General features: G+C 48.8%; 17 protein-coding genes. 8 read left to right on the top strand and 9 right to left on the bottom strand.

Annotated elements, in window-relative coordinates; genetic code table 11:
- Positions 1-265 precede the first annotated feature (265 nt).
- A complete protein-coding gene (locus LQZ19_RS01800) occupies positions 266-700 on the bottom strand; it encodes a hypothetical protein (protein WP_411045923.1) in 435 nt (144 codons plus the stop codon).
- 62 nt (positions 701-762) lie between these two features.
- On the opposite strand from LQZ19_RS01800, the gene rsmI reads away from it, so the two are divergent.
- Together rsmI and LQZ19_RS01790 are read left to right on the top strand one after the other, a co-directional pair.
- A complete protein-coding gene (gene rsmI / locus LQZ19_RS01795; RefSeq protein ID WP_411045922.1) occupies positions 763-1,458 on the top strand; it encodes a 16S rRNA (cytidine(1402)-2'-O)-methyltransferase in 696 nt (231 codons plus the stop codon).
- Positions 1,459-1,497: 39 nt separating this feature from the next.
- Positions 1,498-1,782: a flagellar biosynthesis anti-sigma factor FlgM gene (locus LQZ19_RS01790; protein WP_411045921.1), complete on the top strand. Its 285-nt coding sequence runs from the start codon at positions 1,498-1,500 to the stop codon at positions 1,780-1,782.
- A gap of 29 nt (positions 1,783-1,811) precedes the next feature.
- On the opposite strand, the gene LQZ19_RS01785 is transcribed toward LQZ19_RS01790, so the two are convergent.
- Positions 1,812-3,041, bottom strand: coding sequence for an ATP-binding protein (locus LQZ19_RS01785; protein ID WP_411045920.1), 1,230 nt, complete (start codon positions 3,039-3,041; stop codon positions 1,812-1,814).
- Positions 3,042-3,173: 132 nt separating this feature from the next.
- On the opposite strand from LQZ19_RS01785, the gene LQZ19_RS01780 reads away from it, so the two are divergent.
- Positions 3,174-3,989, top strand: a complete 816-nt coding sequence (locus LQZ19_RS01780) for a TrmH family RNA methyltransferase (protein WP_411045919.1) — start codon at positions 3,174-3,176, stop codon at positions 3,987-3,989.
- A gap of 18 nt (positions 3,990-4,007) precedes the next feature.
- Positions 4,008-4,409: a four helix bundle protein gene (locus LQZ19_RS01775; protein WP_411045918.1), complete on the top strand. Its 402-nt coding sequence runs from the start codon at positions 4,008-4,010 to the stop codon at positions 4,407-4,409.
- A 21-nt stretch (positions 4,410-4,430) separates the two neighbouring features.
- On the opposite strand, the gene LQZ19_RS01770 is transcribed toward LQZ19_RS01775, so the two are convergent.
- From LQZ19_RS01770 to gyrB, 6 genes are all read right to left on the bottom strand, one after another.
- Complete coding sequence (locus tag LQZ19_RS01770; RefSeq protein WP_411045917.1) at positions 4,431-4,919, bottom strand: YbaK/EbsC family protein; 489 nt, start codon at positions 4,917-4,919, stop codon at positions 4,431-4,433.
- 24 nt (positions 4,920-4,943) lie between these two features.
- Positions 4,944-5,459, bottom strand: coding sequence for an META domain-containing protein (locus tag LQZ19_RS01765; protein WP_411045916.1), 516 nt, complete (start codon positions 5,457-5,459; stop codon positions 4,944-4,946).
- Between the two features lie 46 nt (positions 5,460-5,505).
- A complete protein-coding gene (gene gyrA / locus LQZ19_RS01760; RefSeq protein ID WP_411045915.1) occupies positions 5,506-8,031 on the bottom strand; it encodes a DNA topoisomerase (ATP-hydrolyzing) subunit A in 2,526 nt (841 codons plus the stop codon).
- Between the two features lie 103 nt (positions 8,032-8,134).
- Positions 8,135-9,172, bottom strand: coding sequence for a GGDEF domain-containing protein (locus LQZ19_RS01755; protein WP_411045914.1), 1,038 nt, complete (start codon positions 9,170-9,172; stop codon positions 8,135-8,137).
- A 31-nt stretch (positions 9,173-9,203) separates the two neighbouring features.
- Positions 9,204-10,874: an ATP-binding protein gene (locus tag LQZ19_RS01750; RefSeq protein ID WP_411045913.1), complete on the bottom strand. Its 1,671-nt coding sequence runs from the start codon at positions 10,872-10,874 to the stop codon at positions 9,204-9,206.
- Between the two features lie 36 nt (positions 10,875-10,910).
- Positions 10,911-12,839 carry a DNA topoisomerase (ATP-hydrolyzing) subunit B gene (gene gyrB / locus LQZ19_RS01745; RefSeq protein ID WP_411045912.1) on the bottom strand — a complete coding sequence of 643 codons (1,929 nt, stop codon included), beginning with the start codon at positions 12,837-12,839 and terminating at the stop codon, positions 10,911-10,913.
- Positions 12,840-13,148: 309 nt separating this feature from the next.
- On the opposite strand from gyrB, the gene dnaA reads away from it, so the two are divergent.
- The 4 genes from dnaA to LQZ19_RS01725 all read left to right on the top strand — a co-directional run bounded on the left by dnaA (position 13,149) and on the right by LQZ19_RS01725 (position 17,432).
- Positions 13,149-14,534 carry a chromosomal replication initiator protein DnaA gene (dnaA, locus tag LQZ19_RS01740; protein ID WP_411045911.1) on the top strand — a complete coding sequence of 462 codons (1,386 nt, stop codon included), beginning with the start codon at positions 13,149-13,151 and terminating at the stop codon, positions 14,532-14,534.
- 197 nt (positions 14,535-14,731) lie between these two features.
- Positions 14,732-15,835, top strand: a complete 1,104-nt coding sequence (gene dnaN / locus LQZ19_RS01735) for a DNA polymerase III subunit beta (protein WP_411045910.1) — start codon at positions 14,732-14,734, stop codon at positions 15,833-15,835.
- A gap of 2 nt (positions 15,836-15,837) precedes the next feature.
- A complete protein-coding gene (gene recF / locus LQZ19_RS01730) occupies positions 15,838-16,932 on the top strand; it encodes a DNA replication/repair protein RecF (protein ID WP_411045909.1) in 1,095 nt (364 codons plus the stop codon).
- Entirely contained in the window at positions 16,929-17,432 is a 504-nt protein-coding gene (locus LQZ19_RS01725) for a DciA family protein (protein ID WP_411045908.1), read from the top strand. The genes recF and LQZ19_RS01725 overlap by 4 nt, the downstream gene beginning before the upstream one ends.
- 2 nt (positions 17,433-17,434) lie before the next feature.
- Here LQZ19_RS01725 and LQZ19_RS01720 read toward each other — a convergent pair whose 3' ends face one another.
- On the bottom strand, positions 17,435-18,223 hold the full coding sequence (locus LQZ19_RS01720) for a hypothetical protein (RefSeq protein WP_411045907.1): 789 nt from the start codon (positions 18,221-18,223) through the stop codon (positions 17,435-17,437).
- Positions 18,224-18,231 lie beyond the last annotated feature (8 nt).

Below are 18,231 nucleotides of genomic sequence, written 5' to 3'. Positions count from 1 at the left end.
GACCAGGAAAGATAGTTTCATAACAGCTCCTTAATGGGCCTAAGCCCAGGTTTTAGGCGCGGCTCTTCGGCCCGCTGCATATATAAGGGAGTTATGATGAAAAACGCTTTACCCTGAGGATCGATTTTTTAAAAATTCGTATGGGGTGATTTTTGGGGTCAAGTTTAGCCGAAGGGGAGGGTCCCCATATCTTTCCCAGCCGACAAGACCCCAAACGTAGTCTATGTGCGTTCCCGGTAACCTAATCGGGGTCCATAGGGGGGGATTAGCGGGTACGGAGTGGATTGGCGCCGGGGCCCCGGCAATGGCTGCATCCCAGTACATGGACATGAGAACGGCCGGGCTTATCAAACAACCTGGCAATAAGGTTTTCATCGTAGTTAAGTACCGCCCCGCAAACCGGGCAGACCCGGGGCCTATCCCCTTCCAGGCAATAGAAGCATCCGGAAATGTACATGAGCCGATCGGCCTTTCCCATGGCGGGAAACGCCGAGGATTTGACCCGTTCTCCCTGTTTGAGCCGGATGGAACAAACAGGGCAGGTCCTGGGGGATCCGGCTTCCCCTTCCAGATCATCATCATCTTTATTTTTTTTACCCGACCCGGAAAGATGCCCCTTACCGAAGCCGAAAAAGAGGCTATATCCAAAATAGAGGAGAACCACTCCGATAATAACAAGACCTAAAATCTGGAGATACATATTTTTTAACCTAACATTTACGGCTTCTAGGCGGCCAAGACCGTATTGGCTATACTGAACCTGTGTCAACTTTGTATATTATCGGTACGCCCATAGGGAACTTGGGAGATATTAGTTTCCGGGCAGTGGAAATCCTTAAAACAGTTGACCTCGTAGCCTGTGAGGATACCCGCCGCACCCTCAAATTGCTGAGCCACCTGGGGCTGCGCATCCCCCTGCTTTCCTGCCGGGCTCAGAATGAAGGATTCGCCGCTGAAAAGGTTATCGCTTCCCTAAAGGAAGGCAAAAACGTGGCCTATGCCAGCGACGCCGGGACGCCGGGGATAAGCGATCCCGGCGCGGTTCTGGCGCGGCTTGCCGCAGAGGCCGGATATGCGGTTATCCCCATCCCGGGACCCTCGGCCTTTGCCTCCCTGGTAAGTGTTTCAGGCGGTATGGACAAAACCGTGGTTTTTGAGGGTTTCCTGTCCCCAAAGGCCGGCCGGCGCCGTTCCCGGCTGAAGGAACTCCTGGCCATGGAAACCGCCTTTGTTCTATATGAATCCCCCTTCAGGGTTCTTAAGCTTTTGGAGGATCTGGCCGATCTTGATAATGAGCGGTACATATGTGTGGGTAGGGAAATGACCAAGGTACACGAAGAGTATCTCCGGGGTTCTGTAACGGAGATTCTGCTTATTTTGCAAGAAAAAAATAAGCAAATTGGTGAATTTTCGGTTTATGTATCTGGAAAGAAAACCAATAATCGTGTAAACTATTAACAGATATATGCCGATAATTGGGGTAGGTAGGATATGAGTATGACGGTCGACAGGATAGGTTCTTTAGATCCCATTCAGCCCGGTAAAAAACCCGGACGGAGCGGTCAGGTAAGCCAGAACGAAAAAACTGACTCGATTTCCCTCTCTTCGGAAGCTCTGGAAAAGGGTGAGCTGTATCAGGCAAAGGAACTCATTTTTTCCGCCGCCGATGTCAGGGCGGAACGTATCCAGGAAATGAAAAGCAAGATCAACGATCCTTCCTATATCAACGAAACCATCCTGAAGGCTACGGCCGATAAAATTATGGATGCCTGGGGATTATAAACTAAATAGCGTAATTTCAGAGCGGAACCTTAGGGTTCCGCTTTTTTTGGCCCTTCCAGCAAAAAATTCATGGCATTCACCGTAATAATCCCCCGGTCATTACTGCCTAACACCGGATCCATGGTGATAATGTACTTTCCATAGTTGTCCCGTATTTTTTCCAAGGGCCTCATTTCCCGCGCCCGGGTCTCTTCGTCCATAACCGTAAGGGCAACCTGATAGTATTCGGGGATCCCTGTCTTAAAGGCAATAAAATCGATTTCCAAATCCCCCATTCTTCCCACATGGACCTTGTATCCCCGGCGCCGTAGTTCCAGGTACACGATATTTTCCAGTATCGCCCCATGGTCCTTCATTTTATCGCCCAGCAGATAGTAGCGCATACCGATATCGGCCACATAGTATTTGTCATTGGCTTTGAGGTACTCCCTGCCGTTCACATCCAGACGCCCCACCTTATGGATGATAAAACTATCCTCCAGGGCGGAAAGGTAATTTTCCACCGTCTGTACCGATATATTGAAACCGTAGGACTTCATGGTATCCGAGATTTTCTTGGTAGAGGTGATGAAGCCGATATTACTGAAAATAAACTTCATAAGCCGTTCCAGGGCGGCCACGGCGCTGATCTGTTTCCGTTGTACCACATCCTTCAAAACGATGGTGTCGATAATGGCGGCCAGGTATTGATGAACCTTTTCGATGTCATTATCCAGAGCCAGGGTATAGGGAAAAGAACTGTACCGCAGATACTGTTCATATAATTGTCGAGGGCTATCCCTTCCGGGACTGTCCGAGTCCATGGCGGTACAATACTCACTGAATGAGAGAGGGGTCATTTCAATAGACACATACCTGCCGGCAAGTAAAGTCGCCAGATCGCCGGATAAAAAATAGGCGTTTGAACCGGTAATATACAGATCGATATTTTCCCGCAGACGGAGACTATTGGCCGCCTTTTCAAAATCCTTAACCAACTGGATTTCGTCAAGAAAAATATAGTTCATTCCGTCCGGGGTAAGATGGCTTAATATATGATCATGCAGGACCTTGGGGTCGGTAAGGTTCGCATTGTTAAAGTCCTCAAAATTGATAAACTGGATCCGGCTATCTTCCACTCCGATGGACCGTAAATAGTCGATGTATAACTTCAGCAGCGTGGATTTCCCGCACCGCCGTATACCTACAATAACCTTTATCAGGTCCTTGTCTTTAAAACCGATGAGTCGCTTAAGATATTCCGGCCTTTGTAATGTCATATTCAAAGTATATGTTAAATTTATTATTTGATCAATGTAAATTTAACGTATACATTAAATTTATGATATTTTTATTGGAAATTACATATTAACTTGAATTTATCTCGCAATTTCATTAGGGTACTAATATCTATGATTCCTCTGCACAAACTTGGACAACTCCCCCGCTCCCAACGCTTACGGAAAATCGGCAAAATTTTCGCCGAGGCTGAATACCGAATGAGCCTGGGTGAACTCCCTTCTGCAAACGGGTTGTCCTATTTGGGGGAACTGGCGAAATTGCTCAGCCGGGATGAGGCTTTTTCTCCGGCTGTTGTCTCCGCTCTCCGGGCGCTTAAGATCGATCCCGAAGCTGAGGAAAAGGAACTTCGCCGCGGGCTCAATACCGTCCGTCACATTCTCCTGGCCGAAACGGGTAAACAGACTGCGGACTGGGATTTCATCGACCATGAGGGCCGTTTGGACCCCGCAAAACGGCAACCTTTCCCGGGGATGAAAATATACCTGGAAGACATCCGCTCCCCATTTAATGTAGGAGCCATGTTCCGTACCGCCGAATCATTCGGCGCTGAAAGGATCTACCTATCACCGCTCTGCGCCGATCCTACCCACCCCAGGGCGGAGCGGACCGCCATGGGCTGTACGGACATCATTCCCTGGGAACGGCTTTCCGAGTCCGCTGGCCTGGAAGACTTGGAGGGACCGTTTTTTGCCCTGGAAACCGGGGGAACGAAACTTGACTCCTTTCATTTCCCCAAACAGGCCATCATGATTGTCGGATCCGAAGAACTGGGGGTGAGTCCTCAAAGTCTGGCCAGGGCGGACAATTCCCTGGGCAGGGTGTCTATCCCCGTCTACGGAGCAAAGGGTTCCCTCAATGTGTCCGTAGCCTTTGGTATAGCCCTTCAGGCCTGGACTTCCGCTTTAGTATTGCACGAAACATTTTAAATACGTATCCTTAAATCTATGGATAATAATGCCACTAAAACAAAAAGCAGACAATTTGCGGTAAAGATTACCCAGCTTTACAAGCACCTCTCACATAACAAAAAAGAATATGTCATGTCTGAACAACTCTTACGTGCCGGTACAGGTATCGGAGCGAACCTTGTGGAAGCCGAATGTGCAGCCAACAAAAATGACTTTCTGGCAAAAATCCAGGAAGCGCTTCAAAAATGTGCGGAAACCAGGTATTGGTTGGAAATTCTCAGCGAATCCGGCTTTATAACAGAATTTGAATTTAAAAATTGCATTGAAGGTTGTGATGAACTACGGAAAATCCTGTTCTATACGATAAAGAACCTCAAAACCGCCCCGGCATCCCCGGCAAAAAATGTTTCACGTGAAACACAAAAACCTGGCCCATAGAAAATGTTTCACGTGAAACATTTATTCGTTGGCGGATTCTTCGTTAATGGGTTTACAGACATCCACCCATTCTTTGTTTTGGGAGTATTCATTAAGTTCGTCCATGGTAAGCTCAATGGCGGAGTTGCAGCTTCCGCAGGCGGGAAATACGGTGGTAAATCTTTTCATAGAAACATCCAGGTAGACCCCTACCCCGGCGGGAAGGCCGAAAGGACAGACCCCTCCAACGGCATGACCGGTGAACTGTAGGGCTTCCTCGGGAGAGAGCATTCTAGCCTTTATACCAAAATGATCTTTGTATTTGCGGTTATCCAGCTTTACATCTCCGGCAACGACAATTACCGTGGCGGCATCCCCCTGTTTAAGGGAAATGCTCTTGGCGATACGAGCGGGAATAACCCCCAGAGCATTGGCCGCCTCCAAAACCGTGGCTGTGGAGGCCTCCATCTCAATAATATCCTTATCCCGACCCCAGGGTTTTAAATACCCGCGTACCTGCTCAATCGCCATCTATTTTATCCTCTTTAATAAAAATTAATTGGATTCCGGGACGATTCCAGGGGTAAAAACCAAGATTATCGGATCTCCTTCGGAGGATTCGGAATGCAGTTCAAGTTTATCCTGGGTTAATAGCCATTGGTTTACCCGTTCCAGGTAGCCATAGTACTCCCTTTCCTGAAGGCCCTCGGGTTCCACAATACTCATCATAAGAGTTCCGGCGATAGGACTTATGGAGATCTCCTGATCATCCCCCAATGTATAAGGGGAAAAGTACCGGTTAGGCGCTCCTTTCCCACTTATCCGTTCCTCATCAATTACCAGAGTAAAGACATCACCCATTCCGTCAAGTTCTAATTTCTGCCGGTTAATTACGGTTTTGCCGGATTCGCTTACAAGCTCATCCAGTACCCACACTTTTCCCTGTACTTCATCAAAGGAAGGGGAGCTTATCTCCAATTCCCCAGCTATCACGCCGCTTTTGGTGGCGCAGGCGCTAAAAACCAAAGCTGCCGCTAAACCCATGGTTGGGATTCTGAAATAGTCTTTCACCGTACACTCCTTTTTATAGTGTACGAAAAAAATTTGTCAAAGGCAATTATTCCTCTACCGGCGGTTCCGCTTCGTTCGGAACCGGGGCATCAGCGTCAATGGTAGTACCTTCCTCTTCAGCATCATCTTCCTTGACGATTCGATCTACCCCGATGACAAAATCGGGCTTGTCAATGCTGAGTATACGCACGCCCTGGGCGCTGCGGCCCATTACCCGGATGGAAGCCACTTTCAGCTTGATGGACTTGCCCTGGCTGGTGATGCACATAATTTCTTCGTTATCCAGGACATTGACACAACCCACCAGTTCGCCGGTTTTATCGCTGACCGTATAGATACGCTGGCCCCGGGTACCCCTGCCATGGGAAGAGAAGTCGCTGAAGTCCACCCGCTTGCCATAACCGTATTCCGAAAGGAGGAGCATGGTTTCATCCGTAACTACCCGGAGCAGGCCGGTTAGTTCGTCGTCGTTGTCCAGCTTCATGCCGGAAACTCCGCGGGATGAGCGTCCCATGGCCCGGACAGCATCCTCGTGGGTACGGAGGGCCTGGCCTTTCCGGGAGATGAGGACCACCTCGTCGGTACCGCCGGTAAGGAGGGCGCTGACCAGCTTATCACCCTCGTCCAGTCTGATGGCGATAATACCCCGAGTCTTGGCATTGGAAAACTCGCTGGTCTGAACCTTTTTCACCACACCCCGGGCGGTACCCATAAACAGGTAGCGATCATCGGTAAAGTCCTTAAGGGATACTATGGCGGTGATCTCTTCGTTGGGGGAAACCGTGAGGAGGCTCTTGATGTGGGCGCCCTTACTGGTGCGGCTGCCTTCGGGGATTTCGTGGACCTTCATCCAATAGGCTTTCCCGGCGCTGGTGATGAAGGTGATGTATTCATGGGTGGAGGCGACGAAGATCTGCTCTAAAAAGTCGTCTTCGTTAAGCTTGGCGCTGATCATACCCTTTCCGCCCCGTCCCTGATTCTTATACGCCGTAACGGGAACCCGTTTGACGTACCCCAGGTTGGAAATGAGGATCATCATCTCCTCTTTCTTGATCAGGTCCTCTATGTTGATGTTTTCCACTTCCCCATGGACGATTTCTGTGCGCCGCTTATCCCCATACCGTTCGGATATGCTCCGGGTTTCATCCTTGATTACCCCCCGGAGTTTGTTTGAATCCTCCAGGAGGGACTTGAAGTAGGCAATCTGGACTTTAAGTTCCGCCAGTTCCTGTTCAAGCTTTTCAATTTCCAGGCTGGTGAGCCGCCCAAGGCGCATATCCACGATAGCCTGGGATTGGACCTCGGAAAGTGAAAACCGTTCCTGCAGTTTGGCCTTGGCGGTATTGATATCCCGGGAAGCCTTGATAATGGCCACCACTTCATCAATGTTCGCCAGGGCGATAACCAGACCGGCCAGGATATGGGCCCGTTCCTCCGCTTTACGCAGATCGTGCTGGGTCCGGCGGGTAACCACATCCACCCGGTGTTCCACAAAGTAGTGGATAAGTTCCTTGAGGTTGAGGCAGAGGGGCTTCCCATTAACCAGGGCCAGGTTGATGATCCCAAAGGTGGTCTGGAGCTGGGTATTGGAAAAAAGCTGGTTTAACACAACCTTGAGGATCGCCCCTTTCTTGAGCTCAATCACCACCCGGATACCGTCCCGGTCCGATTCATCGTTAAAAGATGAAATCCCGTCAATAACCTTGTCCCGGACGAGGATGCCGATACGCTCCAGCAATACTTTTTTATTTACCGTGTAAGGAACTTCGTTGAATATGATCTGCTCTTTACCGTTTTTGGTGGTCTCCACGGCAAAGCGGCCCCGGACCAGGATCTTCCCCCGGCCGGTCTTGTAGGCCTCCCTGATGCCCCGGCGGCCAAAGATGATACCCCCGGTGGGGAAATCCGGCCCGGTGACATACTTCATCAGCTCTTCTATGGTGATTTCCGGGTTATCGATATAGGCGCAGACCGCATCGCAGACTTCCACCAGGTTGTGGGGGGCCATGTTGGTGGCCATACCAACGGCGATACCGCTGGACCCGTTAATCAGCAGGTTCGGAACTGCAGCGGGTAGTACCAGGGGCTCGGTGAGGGACTCATCGTAGTTGGGACCAAAGTTTACGGTTTCCTTGTGCAGGTCCTGGAGCATCTCGTCGCCGATACGGGAAAGCTTGGCCTCGGTATACCGGGAGGCTGCCGCAGGGTCGCCGTCCATGGAGCCGAAGTTACCCTGACCATGGACCACGGGGTAGCGAAGGGAAAAATCCTGGGCCATACGGACCATGGCGTCGTAGAGGGAAGCATCCCCGTGGGGGTGATACTTTCCCATGGTATCCCCGACGATACGGGCGCTCTTTTTGGTAGCAGATCCCGGCCGCAGCCCCAGTTCGTCCATGGCGTAGAGCAGCCGCCGGTGCACCGGTTTAAGACCATCCCGCACATCAGGCAAGGCCCGGGCTACGATGACCGACATGGCATACGTAAGGTAGTCGGTCTTAACTTCGTCTTCTATCGCAACGGGGATTATTCTCCCGGTTACCACCGGACTTTTATCATCTTGGGAAGCCATCTATATTCCTTCTGCTAACGGATATTCAATTAGATTTACTTAATTATACACTTTTTTGAGAAAAAGGTCACTATGAAGAAGCGGCGGCCCAGGGAAAAAGCCTTTAGTCCAGCATACCTTCCCGCATCTGGCGTTTCCGCTCGTACATGGCCCGGTCTGAATCAAGGATTATCATTTCCATATCCGTAACCTGCAGATTGTCCACCCGGAAACCGGCGGCGAAACTGATGCGTTCCAGCTTGCTTTCCTGCTTTTGATTGTATTCAGCGACAATGGCGTCCAACCGTGTTAGATGTTCCAGCGCCTGGGCATTATCGGTATTGTCAAAAACAGCCAAAAATTCATCGCCGCCGTAACGGCCCGCAAAACCTTTCCCTTCCTCCGCCCAGGTTTTTAAGGATTCTCCAAACCCTTTAATGATCCGGTCTCCCGCCTGGTGCCCCAGCTTATCGTTAACCACCTTAAGATTGTTCATATCGAACATAAATACCGTAAGGTTTTCCACCGGTTTGTTCCGATCATGTTCCAGGCATATCTGTTCACAGCGGGTCCGGTTAGGAAGCCCGGTGAGCGCATCAATATAGGCAATACGTCTGACCGCAGACATACGGATAACATATATGAGCCCTACCCCCAGAATAATTATAAAGAATACGGTAAATCCTATAAGAATATTCCGGGATCTGTTTACTTGGGTCTCAGAATAGCTTTCGGCTTTAAAAACCGTATCGTTGGCAAGATCAAAATAAAGTTGGCTCTGGTCGTACAATTCCTGATCGTCCCCGCCGTTGCGGACGATCTGAATCTGCTCCTTTAAAAGGTTCCAGCTTTTCCGTACCTCCGCCATATTGTTTTGAAAATCCTCGCCGGGTATACGGACCAGGTTGTTTACCGGACCTCCGGTGATCAGCTCGTCCACAATGGTATCCAGCCGCTTCTGCAATTTATCATCGCTCTGGCGCCTCAGTTCTTCCTTAACCAGCCGCTGGGTGGCGCCCCGGACTATGCCGACATAATTCACTACCCTGGCATTTCCCGCCTGCTGTTGGATAGATCGCAGGGACATAAGGCTTACCGCAGTAAACATAAGCACCGCGAACAGGATAAACCAAAATTCTATTTTTACCGCCCTCTTTTTCACCTCATTCTCCCTTATAAATAGTAATATTGGATCACTTTGTTTTTACTAAGAAGTCATAAAGCAGTTTTTTAATGGCGTCGATATCAATAGGTTTCGCCGTATGCCCGTTCATCCCGGCGGCAAGAGCCTTGTCTATGTCTTCCCGGTAGGCGTTTGCCGATAGGGCTATAATGGGAATAGCCGCCGCATCGTTCCGGTCCATGGTACGAATTATCTGGGTTGCTTCATATCCATCCATAATCGGCATGTGGATGTCCATAAAGATAAGGTCAAAAAAATCGGGCTGGGCGGCGGAAAAAATATCTACCGCTATTTTTCCGTTTTCCGCTTCGGTAAATTCCACATGGGTATCGGCAAGAAGTTCCATCAGGACGATACGATTTATTTCCACATCCTCTGCAAGGAGTATATGTTTGCCCGTCAAATCCAGTTCAGCGATTTCCATGTCCGCATCCGGCTCCGCCTGCTTTGTTTCCGCCTTTTCCAGAGTAAGGGCAAAGCGGAAGGTGGTTCCCTCGTCCACCTTGCTTTCCACGGAGATTTGTCCGCCCATCAGGTTTACCAGGTTCTGGCTGATAGCAAGGCCCAGGCCGGTTCCGCCGAAACGCCCGGCAATACTGCTGTCCGCCTGCTGAAAGGCGTTAAAGAGCTTATTCTGCTGTTCCGGTGTCATACCGATGCCGTCATCGGACACGGAAAATTCCAGGGTGATGGACGAGTCGGTTTCCAGCTTCCGGGAAATAAACAGGCTAATCCGGCCTTCCCTGGGGGTAAATTTTACGGCGTTGCCCAGCAGGTTGATGAGGATCTGCTTAATCCGCAGTTTGTCACCCCACACATTGAGGGTCTCAAAATCTTCGGCGTTAATTTTAAAATGAATTTGTTTTTCTTTGCAGCGCGGGTCATTTATAACGTAGATTTCTTCCAGGGCTTCCTTGATGTTAAAGGGCTCTGAAGCGACTTCAAATTTGCCGCTTTCAATCTTGGAGATATCCAGGATATTGTTAATCAGATCCAAAAGATGGGCGGAGGCGGCGCTGACTTGATCGATGGAAGCCGCAGCTTTTACCGGATTTTCTATGGATTTCCGTGCAATTTTAGTCATGCCGATGATGGCGTTCAGGGGAGTGCGGATTTCGTGGCTCATCCGGGAAAGGAAATCGCTTTTTGCCTTAGACGCTTCCTGGGCATCCAGCTCGGCGGCCCGGCGGGCGGTAATATCCCGGGCGATACTCAGCACCGCCCCGGTTTCTCCCCGGTATATTACCGGGGTCTTGATGGTCTCGAACAGGCGCCTTGTTTTGTAATAGGGGGAATACAGTTCCTCCTCTATGCTGATAGTTTCTTTAGAAGCAAGTACCTCGTTTTCTTTTTCCCGGTATTGTAAAAAATTATCCAAATCCTTAACAAATAGTTCGGTATCCAGCGTCCCTTCCACCTCATCATGGGCCAGATTCAGAAACCGTTCAAAACTTTTATTTGAAAGGACAATCCGCCCTTCAGGGTTCTTGATACAAATCAAATCAGGAACTACCGAGAAGACGGCATACGAAGCCAGGACTTTTTGTTCCAACTCCCGGATCCGTTCTTTAAACAGTTTATCCAGATTTCTGCTTAGACGTATTTTCTTCTGTAACAGAATAAACAGAATTATTACTGCCGCAAAGAGGAAAATACAAAGAACCAACAGTAGGACTAACAAAGCATTAACCTCCAAGGCAAAATGCGGAGTGTTTTGTCACACGTCCAGATTCGCCACCAGCAGCGCGTTCTCTTCGATAAACTCCCGGCGGGGCTGCACCACTTCACCCATGAGGGTGGTGAAAATCCGTTCCGCTTCTACGGCGTCATCCAGGTGGATCTGGATGATGTTGCGTTGAGCCGGGTCCATGGTGGTATCCCAGAGCTGATCGGGGTTCATTTCCCCTAAGCCCTTGTAACGCTGGATGGCAACCTTTTCCGGGTCCCGTCCGGATTCCGCCAGAAGCCGGTCTTTCTCTTCATCATCGTAGGCGTAAAAAGTCTTTTTTTCGTAGTTAACCTTATAGAGGGGCGGCATGGCCAGGTATACATGACCCCGCTCAATAAGCTCGGTCATGTAACGGTAAAAAAACGTAAGCAGCAGGGTACGGATATGGGAACCATCCACGTCGGCATCGGCCATGATAACAATTTTGTGATACCGTATTTTGGCGATATCGAATTCGACGCCGCAGCCTGCGCCTATGCTGGCGATGATGGGCTGGAGCTTTTCGTTGGTCACCACCTTTTCGATCCGGGTTTTCTCTACGTTGAGCATCTTGCCGAACAGGGAAAGTATGGCCTGAAACTGCCGGTTTCGGCCCATCTTAGCGGAGCCGCCGGCGGAGTCGCCCTCTACAATGAAGAGCTCACAAAGGGAGGGGTCCTTTTCGGAACAGTCCGCCAGTTTTCCCGGAAGGCCGGCGTTGTCCATGGCGTTTTTCCGGCGGGTCGCGTCCCGGGCCTGCCTGGCGGCGATCCGGGCTTTGGCGGCAAGGATCGATTTTTCCAGAATATTCCCAATTACATCGGGATGCTGGTCCAGGTACAACTCCAGCTGCTCGTTCACCAGGGATTCCACAATGCCCTTAACCTCGGAATTCCCCAACTTTCCCTTGGTCTGTCCTTCAAATTGGGGATTGGGTACCTTGGTGGAAAGCACCGCAGTAAGCCCCTCCCGGACATCGTCCCCGGAGAGGGATTCTTCCAGTTTTTTGGCATGTTTAGATTTTTTCAGATATTCGTTCAAGGTCCGGGTCAAGGCGGATTTAAAGCCCACCAGATGGGTTCCCCCTTCCCGGGTGTTGATGTCGTTTACGAAGGAGAACATGATTTCGTTATACCCATCGTTATACTGGATGGCGCATTCCACCTCTACCCCATCCCGGCTGCCTTCGATAAAGATCGGTTCCCGGTAGAGTACGTTCTTGTTTTCGTTAAGGTAATCCACAAAGCTCTTAACCCCGCCGTCAAACCTGAACTCGTGGTCCTTGGGGGTGGAGAGGCGTTCGTCCCGGATGGTTATCTTTAAGCCCTTATTGAGGAAGGCCAGTTCCCGCAGCCGGTTGGAAAGGGCGTCGAAGTTATAGGTGGTGGTCTCGAAAATAGAGGTATCCGCTTTGAAACGGACCACCGTACCGCGCCGGTCCGTGGTTCCCGCCTCGTGGGTAGGCGCGTCGGGCACGCCAATATGGTATTTTTGGGTATGGATTTTTCCGTCAATATGCACAAAGGCTTCACACCATTCGGACAGGGCATTTACCACGGAAACACCGACGCCGTGGAGACCTCCGGATACTTTATAGGAATTTTTATCGAACTTGCCCCCCGCATGGAGCCGGGTCATAACCAGTTCCAGGGCGCTGACCCCTTCCCCGGGGTGGAGATCCACCGGGATACCCCGGCCATTGTCCTCCACCCGGACCACATCGTTGCCCTCTAGGACCACTAAAATATCGTCGCAGAAACCCTTACCGGTTTCCGGATTTATGGCCATGGCCTCGTCAATCGAATTATCTACTACCTCGAACACTAGATGATGAAGACCGTCAATGCCGGTGGTCCCGATATACATGCCGGGCCGCTTCCGCACTGCCTCAAGGCCCTTTAACACTTGAATATTTTGGGCCGAATATGTTGAACTCATACCATAGTATATTTCATCTTGAACAAAAAAGTAAAGATAAGGTAAAATGACCCTCGCTGTGAATAACTTGTGCATGAATTGCTGATAATGTATGGATATTTGAATGAAAAAAAGAAGTATTTTTCAATTTTTTTATAAGTAGTATTTTTATTTGGGCTAATTATTTATAATACAATGAATTATATCTATTATACTATTCATGTATTAAGGTAATAATTACTATTTTTATTTATATATCTTTTTTTAGGTTTTGGATATATAATCAGCCATTGTTGATAATGTGTTGATAATTTTTTAAAAAGGTTAACCATGGCTAATGGAGATTATGATATAATCTGGAAAGAAACAATGAATCAGATTCGGGAAGAGCTGGGAGAACAGGAATTTACCATGTGGTTCAACCTGGAATACCTGGATGCCTCGGAAAATGAACTGACCATTGGGGTTCCCTCTACATTTTATCAGGATCAGGTACGGCAGCGCTATCAACTCTACATTGAGGGTAAAATACGGGATCTTATCGGTAAAAATTTAACGATTAATTTTATCGTAAATGTCCGGTCAAAGGAAGAGAGTCCTACCCCGCCGACCGGCGGTGAAAAGCGTACCGCAGTCAGTTCTGCAAAGCCGGTTTCAGGTACGGAAACTAAAAAGCGCCACTCCCAACTGAGAGAAGACTACACATTTGATACCTATATAATAGGGGACAACAACCACTTCGCCGCAAATGCTGCCCAGGCTATTGCCCTGAATCCCGGTACTACATCCTATAATCCCCTGCTTATCTACGGCGGAGTAGGATTGGGGAAAACCCATCTAATGCAGGCCATTGGGAATGAAATCCATAAGAGGTCTGAGAGTAAGATCATTTATATAACCGCAGAGACCTTTACCAATGAGTTTATCCAATCTGTTAGGGAGAATAAAACAGCGACCTTCAAAAACAAGTATCGGTTTGTGGATGTTCTGTTAATTGATGATATTCATTTTCTTCAGAAAAAAATAGAAACCCAGGAAGAACTTTTTCATACCTTCAATGCCCTGTACGATGCGAATAAACAGATAGTATTCACCTGTGACCGGCCGGTGACGGAGCTTAAAGATTTTAGCGACCGGCTCCAAAGCCGGGTGGGCCGGGGCCTTAACGTGGACCTTCAGCCCCCGAAATACGAGACCCGGTTTGCCATTTTAAAGAAAAAGATAGAAACCCATAATATCACTATTCCCGATGAGGTTATCGAGCTGATAAGCCGGAACGTTTCAACAAACATTCGGGATCTGGAATCCGCCATGAATAAGCTTGTGGCTTATACGGATATCATAAAAAAACCGGTTACCCTGGAAATTGCCCAGGAACAGCTCAGAGATAATTTTACCTCCCCAAAACAGTCCAATTTATCAATTGAGATAATTCAGCGGGAAGTGGCGGATTATTATCGATTGTCCCTTATCGATCTTAAGGGTAAAAAACGGACCCAAAGCATTGTTTTCCCCCGGCAGCTTGCCATGTATATAGCCAGGAAGCTTACCGACTATTCTACCATCGAAATAGGCCAGTCCTTTGGCGGCCGGGATCATGCCACGGTAATTCATTCATGCGACAAAATAGAAGGAATGATCCGGGCGGATCCTAAGGTAGATTCTGAAATACAAAATATTATGAGGGCCATAAAAACCCATGGCGTAAAGAACTAATAAGATGTTATTATATGGAGTATAGGATGTGAATTATTATGGCGGCAGTGGAAACTGTGGATAAAAGGGATACCTTATTAAGAAAATATAGAAATTTTAATTCTTTATAATATAAAGAATTATCTATGTTTTCAACATAAAAGCAACCCCTACTACCACTACTACTATTATATATACATATATAGGAGATAGAAGATATGAAGTTTACCTGTGAAAAAAGCGTACTTCTCAAAGAAATTACCATAGCCCAAGAAATTATATCATCCAAGAATGCCATTTCCATTCTTTCAAATATTTACCTGGAAGCGGAAAATGATTCCCTTATTATTAAGGCCACGGATATAAAGGTTAATTTTGAGACCAGAGTTCCGGTGACGGTTTTGAAAGAAGGATCTACCACGGTATTTGGGGATAAATTCCTTGGAATTATCAATTCCATACCCGATGGGGAGTTGGAATTTGATCAAAGCGATATGAAGATAGTCATCAAACCAACCCTTAAAAAGGCAAGATTTCAGTTAAAAAGTATTGCATCGGATAAATTTCCCGAATTTCCCGTGCCAAGTACTAATAACCTTTTTGAATTGCCGGTAAAAGAATTTAAAGAAATGATTTTGCAGACCGTTTTTGCGGTTTCCGATGATGAAACCCGGTATTTTATGAACGGGGTATTTTTTGAAAAGCAGGGTGAAAAGCTTATCATGGTGGCTACCGATGGCCGGCGGCTTGCGTATATAGATAAAGAGGTAGGGGCGGATATAAAGGATTTTGCCGGTATCATAGTGCCTCCGAAGATTCTCAATATCATTATGAAAAGGGCCGGGGATGAAGGGCTTGTGGCAATATCCATAACGGACAAAGTTATTTTTATCAAATTTGGTTCCTATCAGCTCTCTTCGGTATTGATTGAAGGGCAGTTTCCAAATTATCACCGGGTTATTCCGGAAAGTCAGATTCATTCCTTTTCTATGAACCGCTTTGAAGTGTTGGATGCCCTTAGGCGTGTATCCCTTCTGGTAGAACAGAAGTCCCGGCGTGTATACCTTGGTGTTGCTCCCGGGGTTATAACTATTTCTTCTGAAGAAAGTGATATAGGTACCGCGAAGGAAGAAATACCCTGCAAGTATGATGGGGAGGAGATTTCCATAGCCCTTAATTACCGGTACATAGAAGAACCGCTGAAGGTTATGTTTGAGGATGAGATCAGTATCCACTTTACGGAGCCGAATAAGGTAATAACCATAAAGCCGGTACCGGAAAAGGATTATTTCCATATCCTTATGCCCATGCAGCTCGATTAATCTTGGCTTTTAAAACCCTAAGAACCGCTTCTTTCCGGAACCTTTCGGATACGGAAGTTGATATCCGGGCAAAGGATATTTTCTTAGTTGGGGAAAACGGTCAGGGTAAAACTAATTTTCTTGAAGCCCTTTATTTTTGTTCCTACGCCGCTTCTTTCCGGGGGGTTAGGGACGGAGATGTAGCTTGTACCGGTGAAAAGGACTTTTCCGCCGAGGTAAAACTTTCCGGTTCCCTCTATGAAAATATTTTAGTCAAGTTTGAGAAGGGAAAAAAAATCGTACTTATCGATGGAAAACAGGCGGAAGACCGGAAAGAACTTTTGGAAATAAGTCCCTGCATTGTATTTTGCCATGAGGATATGGAATTTGTCGCCGGAACCCCGGAACGGCGGCGTTGGTTCTTCGACCAAAATCAAAGCCTCTACGATCCGGTTTACCTGGACGATCTCCGGCGCTACCGGAAGGTGTTGAAAAGCCGTAATGCCGTACTGAGGGATGGCCAGGATAAATCTATACTGGATGCCCTGGATCCCCAGCTTGCTACCTATGGATTAAGGCTTATGGAAAAACGGGAAGAATCTGCCCGGCGCTTTTCTGAAACCTTTGGACCCCTCTATGAAACCGTGGCCGGTATAGGGGGCATAGCTGTCCGGTATACCCCTTCCTGGAAAGCCGCAACCCTGGGGGCCGCCATGGCCTTCCTGGAAGAGCGCAGGGAGGCGGACCTTTCCGCGGGAATCTCCCTTTCCGGCCCCCACCGGGACCGGTACAGTTTTACCCGTACCGGCGCCGACTTTTCCGCCAAGGCATCCACAGGCCAGCGGCGGCTCCTGGCTCTGCTCCTGCGTATAGCCCAAGCCTGCCGTTTCTCCGAGATGACCGGCCGCAACCCGGTACTGCTCCTGGACGATGTGCTCCTGGAACTGGACCCGGAAAAGCGGCGGCGGCTCCTGGAGGTGATGCCCGGGTATGATCAGGCTTTTTACACCTTTCTCCCCGAGGAACCCTACGAGCGGTACCGTAAATCCGATACCCTGGTGTATACTGTCCAGGGCGGGCAAGTATTTGACCAAAACACGGACCGGGGGGACCCATGAAAAAAGCAGGGGATTTGCTTTCAGCATTTCTTGATGAACGGGTACTTAATACCGCCCGGGGATATTCGGAATTGTTCTCATCCTGGCAGTCCATTGCGGGGGACAAGCTTGCCGCCCATTCCCGGATCCGGGAGCTGGAACATTCCGTTCTTTTGGTAGAGGCGGATCATCCCGGGTGGATACAGATCCTGCAAACCAAGGAAAAAAATCTTCTGGATGCCCTGCGCCGCCGTTTTCCGGACCAAAATATTACGGGTATTTCCTTCAGGTTAAGCCGGGAACCGCCGGTACTTCCAGCGCAGCTTCCCGCGGTGTCTCGGCCGCTTAGTAACGCTGTGCCGGAACCACCTGGTACCGATGGAGAAGCTCCGGCGGTACCGGATAGTACCGGCGGTGACCCCTACGAAAAAATAAGCGATGAGCATTTTAGGGAGACCCTTAAACGGTTGGAAGAGAGTATTACTGCAAAAAACAAAGGCTATAAAAGGAATGGGGAGTAAAATTAAGAGATAGTCTCCAGTTCCCGCTCAACTTCGTCCAGGCGTTTGGTCAGGGAATTGATGGTTCGCTCTATCCGGAGCTTTTCCTTTTCCAGCCGGTCCCGGGGATCATCTTCCTGGGATTTTTTCATGGTCTCCCGTTTTACGGCGTCCGGGCTTTTTCCCCCAAGAAGAGATTTTTCCGCAGCCGCCCGGTTATCATCATTTTTGATTCCCGCAAGAAAGCGCATATTATCGGAACCCAGGGATGGGTCAAGGTCGTACTCAAACATCTTCATGGACATCCTGGCCGCCAGGCGGGGGATGCAGAGAACCCGGTCGATATAATCCTCGAACCGGGCGCCGATACTGTCGCAGAGCTCGCCGGCCTTGAGGAGCAGCATACCTAATTCCTTAACCAGGCTGCCGTTTTGCAGAAGGTACTTTTTCCGAATGGTTTCGGTCAGCTCCGCCAATTCCGGTGATTCGGTAAACACATTTTTGTAAACGCCCTTGGCCTCGGCCTTTTCCAGGAGATCGTGGAGTATGCCCCAGAATTCCGTGGTATGGGAGCGGGAGGGAAGTTTGCCGCCCAGGGAACAGGCGTGGAGATGGTGGGCGTATTCATGGATGGCGGTATACAGAAGCAGATTATCATCCTCAAAATTGCGGTTATGGATGATGATCTCCCGGGTATCCGGTTTGTAAAGACCATTTACCTTTTTACTTTTTTTACCGGAAAAAATGAGGGTAAACTCTATGGGCGCGTCTTCTATCGAAAGAAGGATAGTCCTAACCTGATCCTGATTCATGAAATTAT

The sequence above is a fragment of the Treponema primitia genome, from assembly GCF_046533075.1.
In the GTDB taxonomy this organism is placed as follows: domain Bacteria; phylum Spirochaetota; class Spirochaetia; order Treponematales; family Breznakiellaceae; genus Termitinema; species Termitinema primitia_B.
This window is presented reverse-complemented; position numbering and strand designations above follow the sequence as displayed.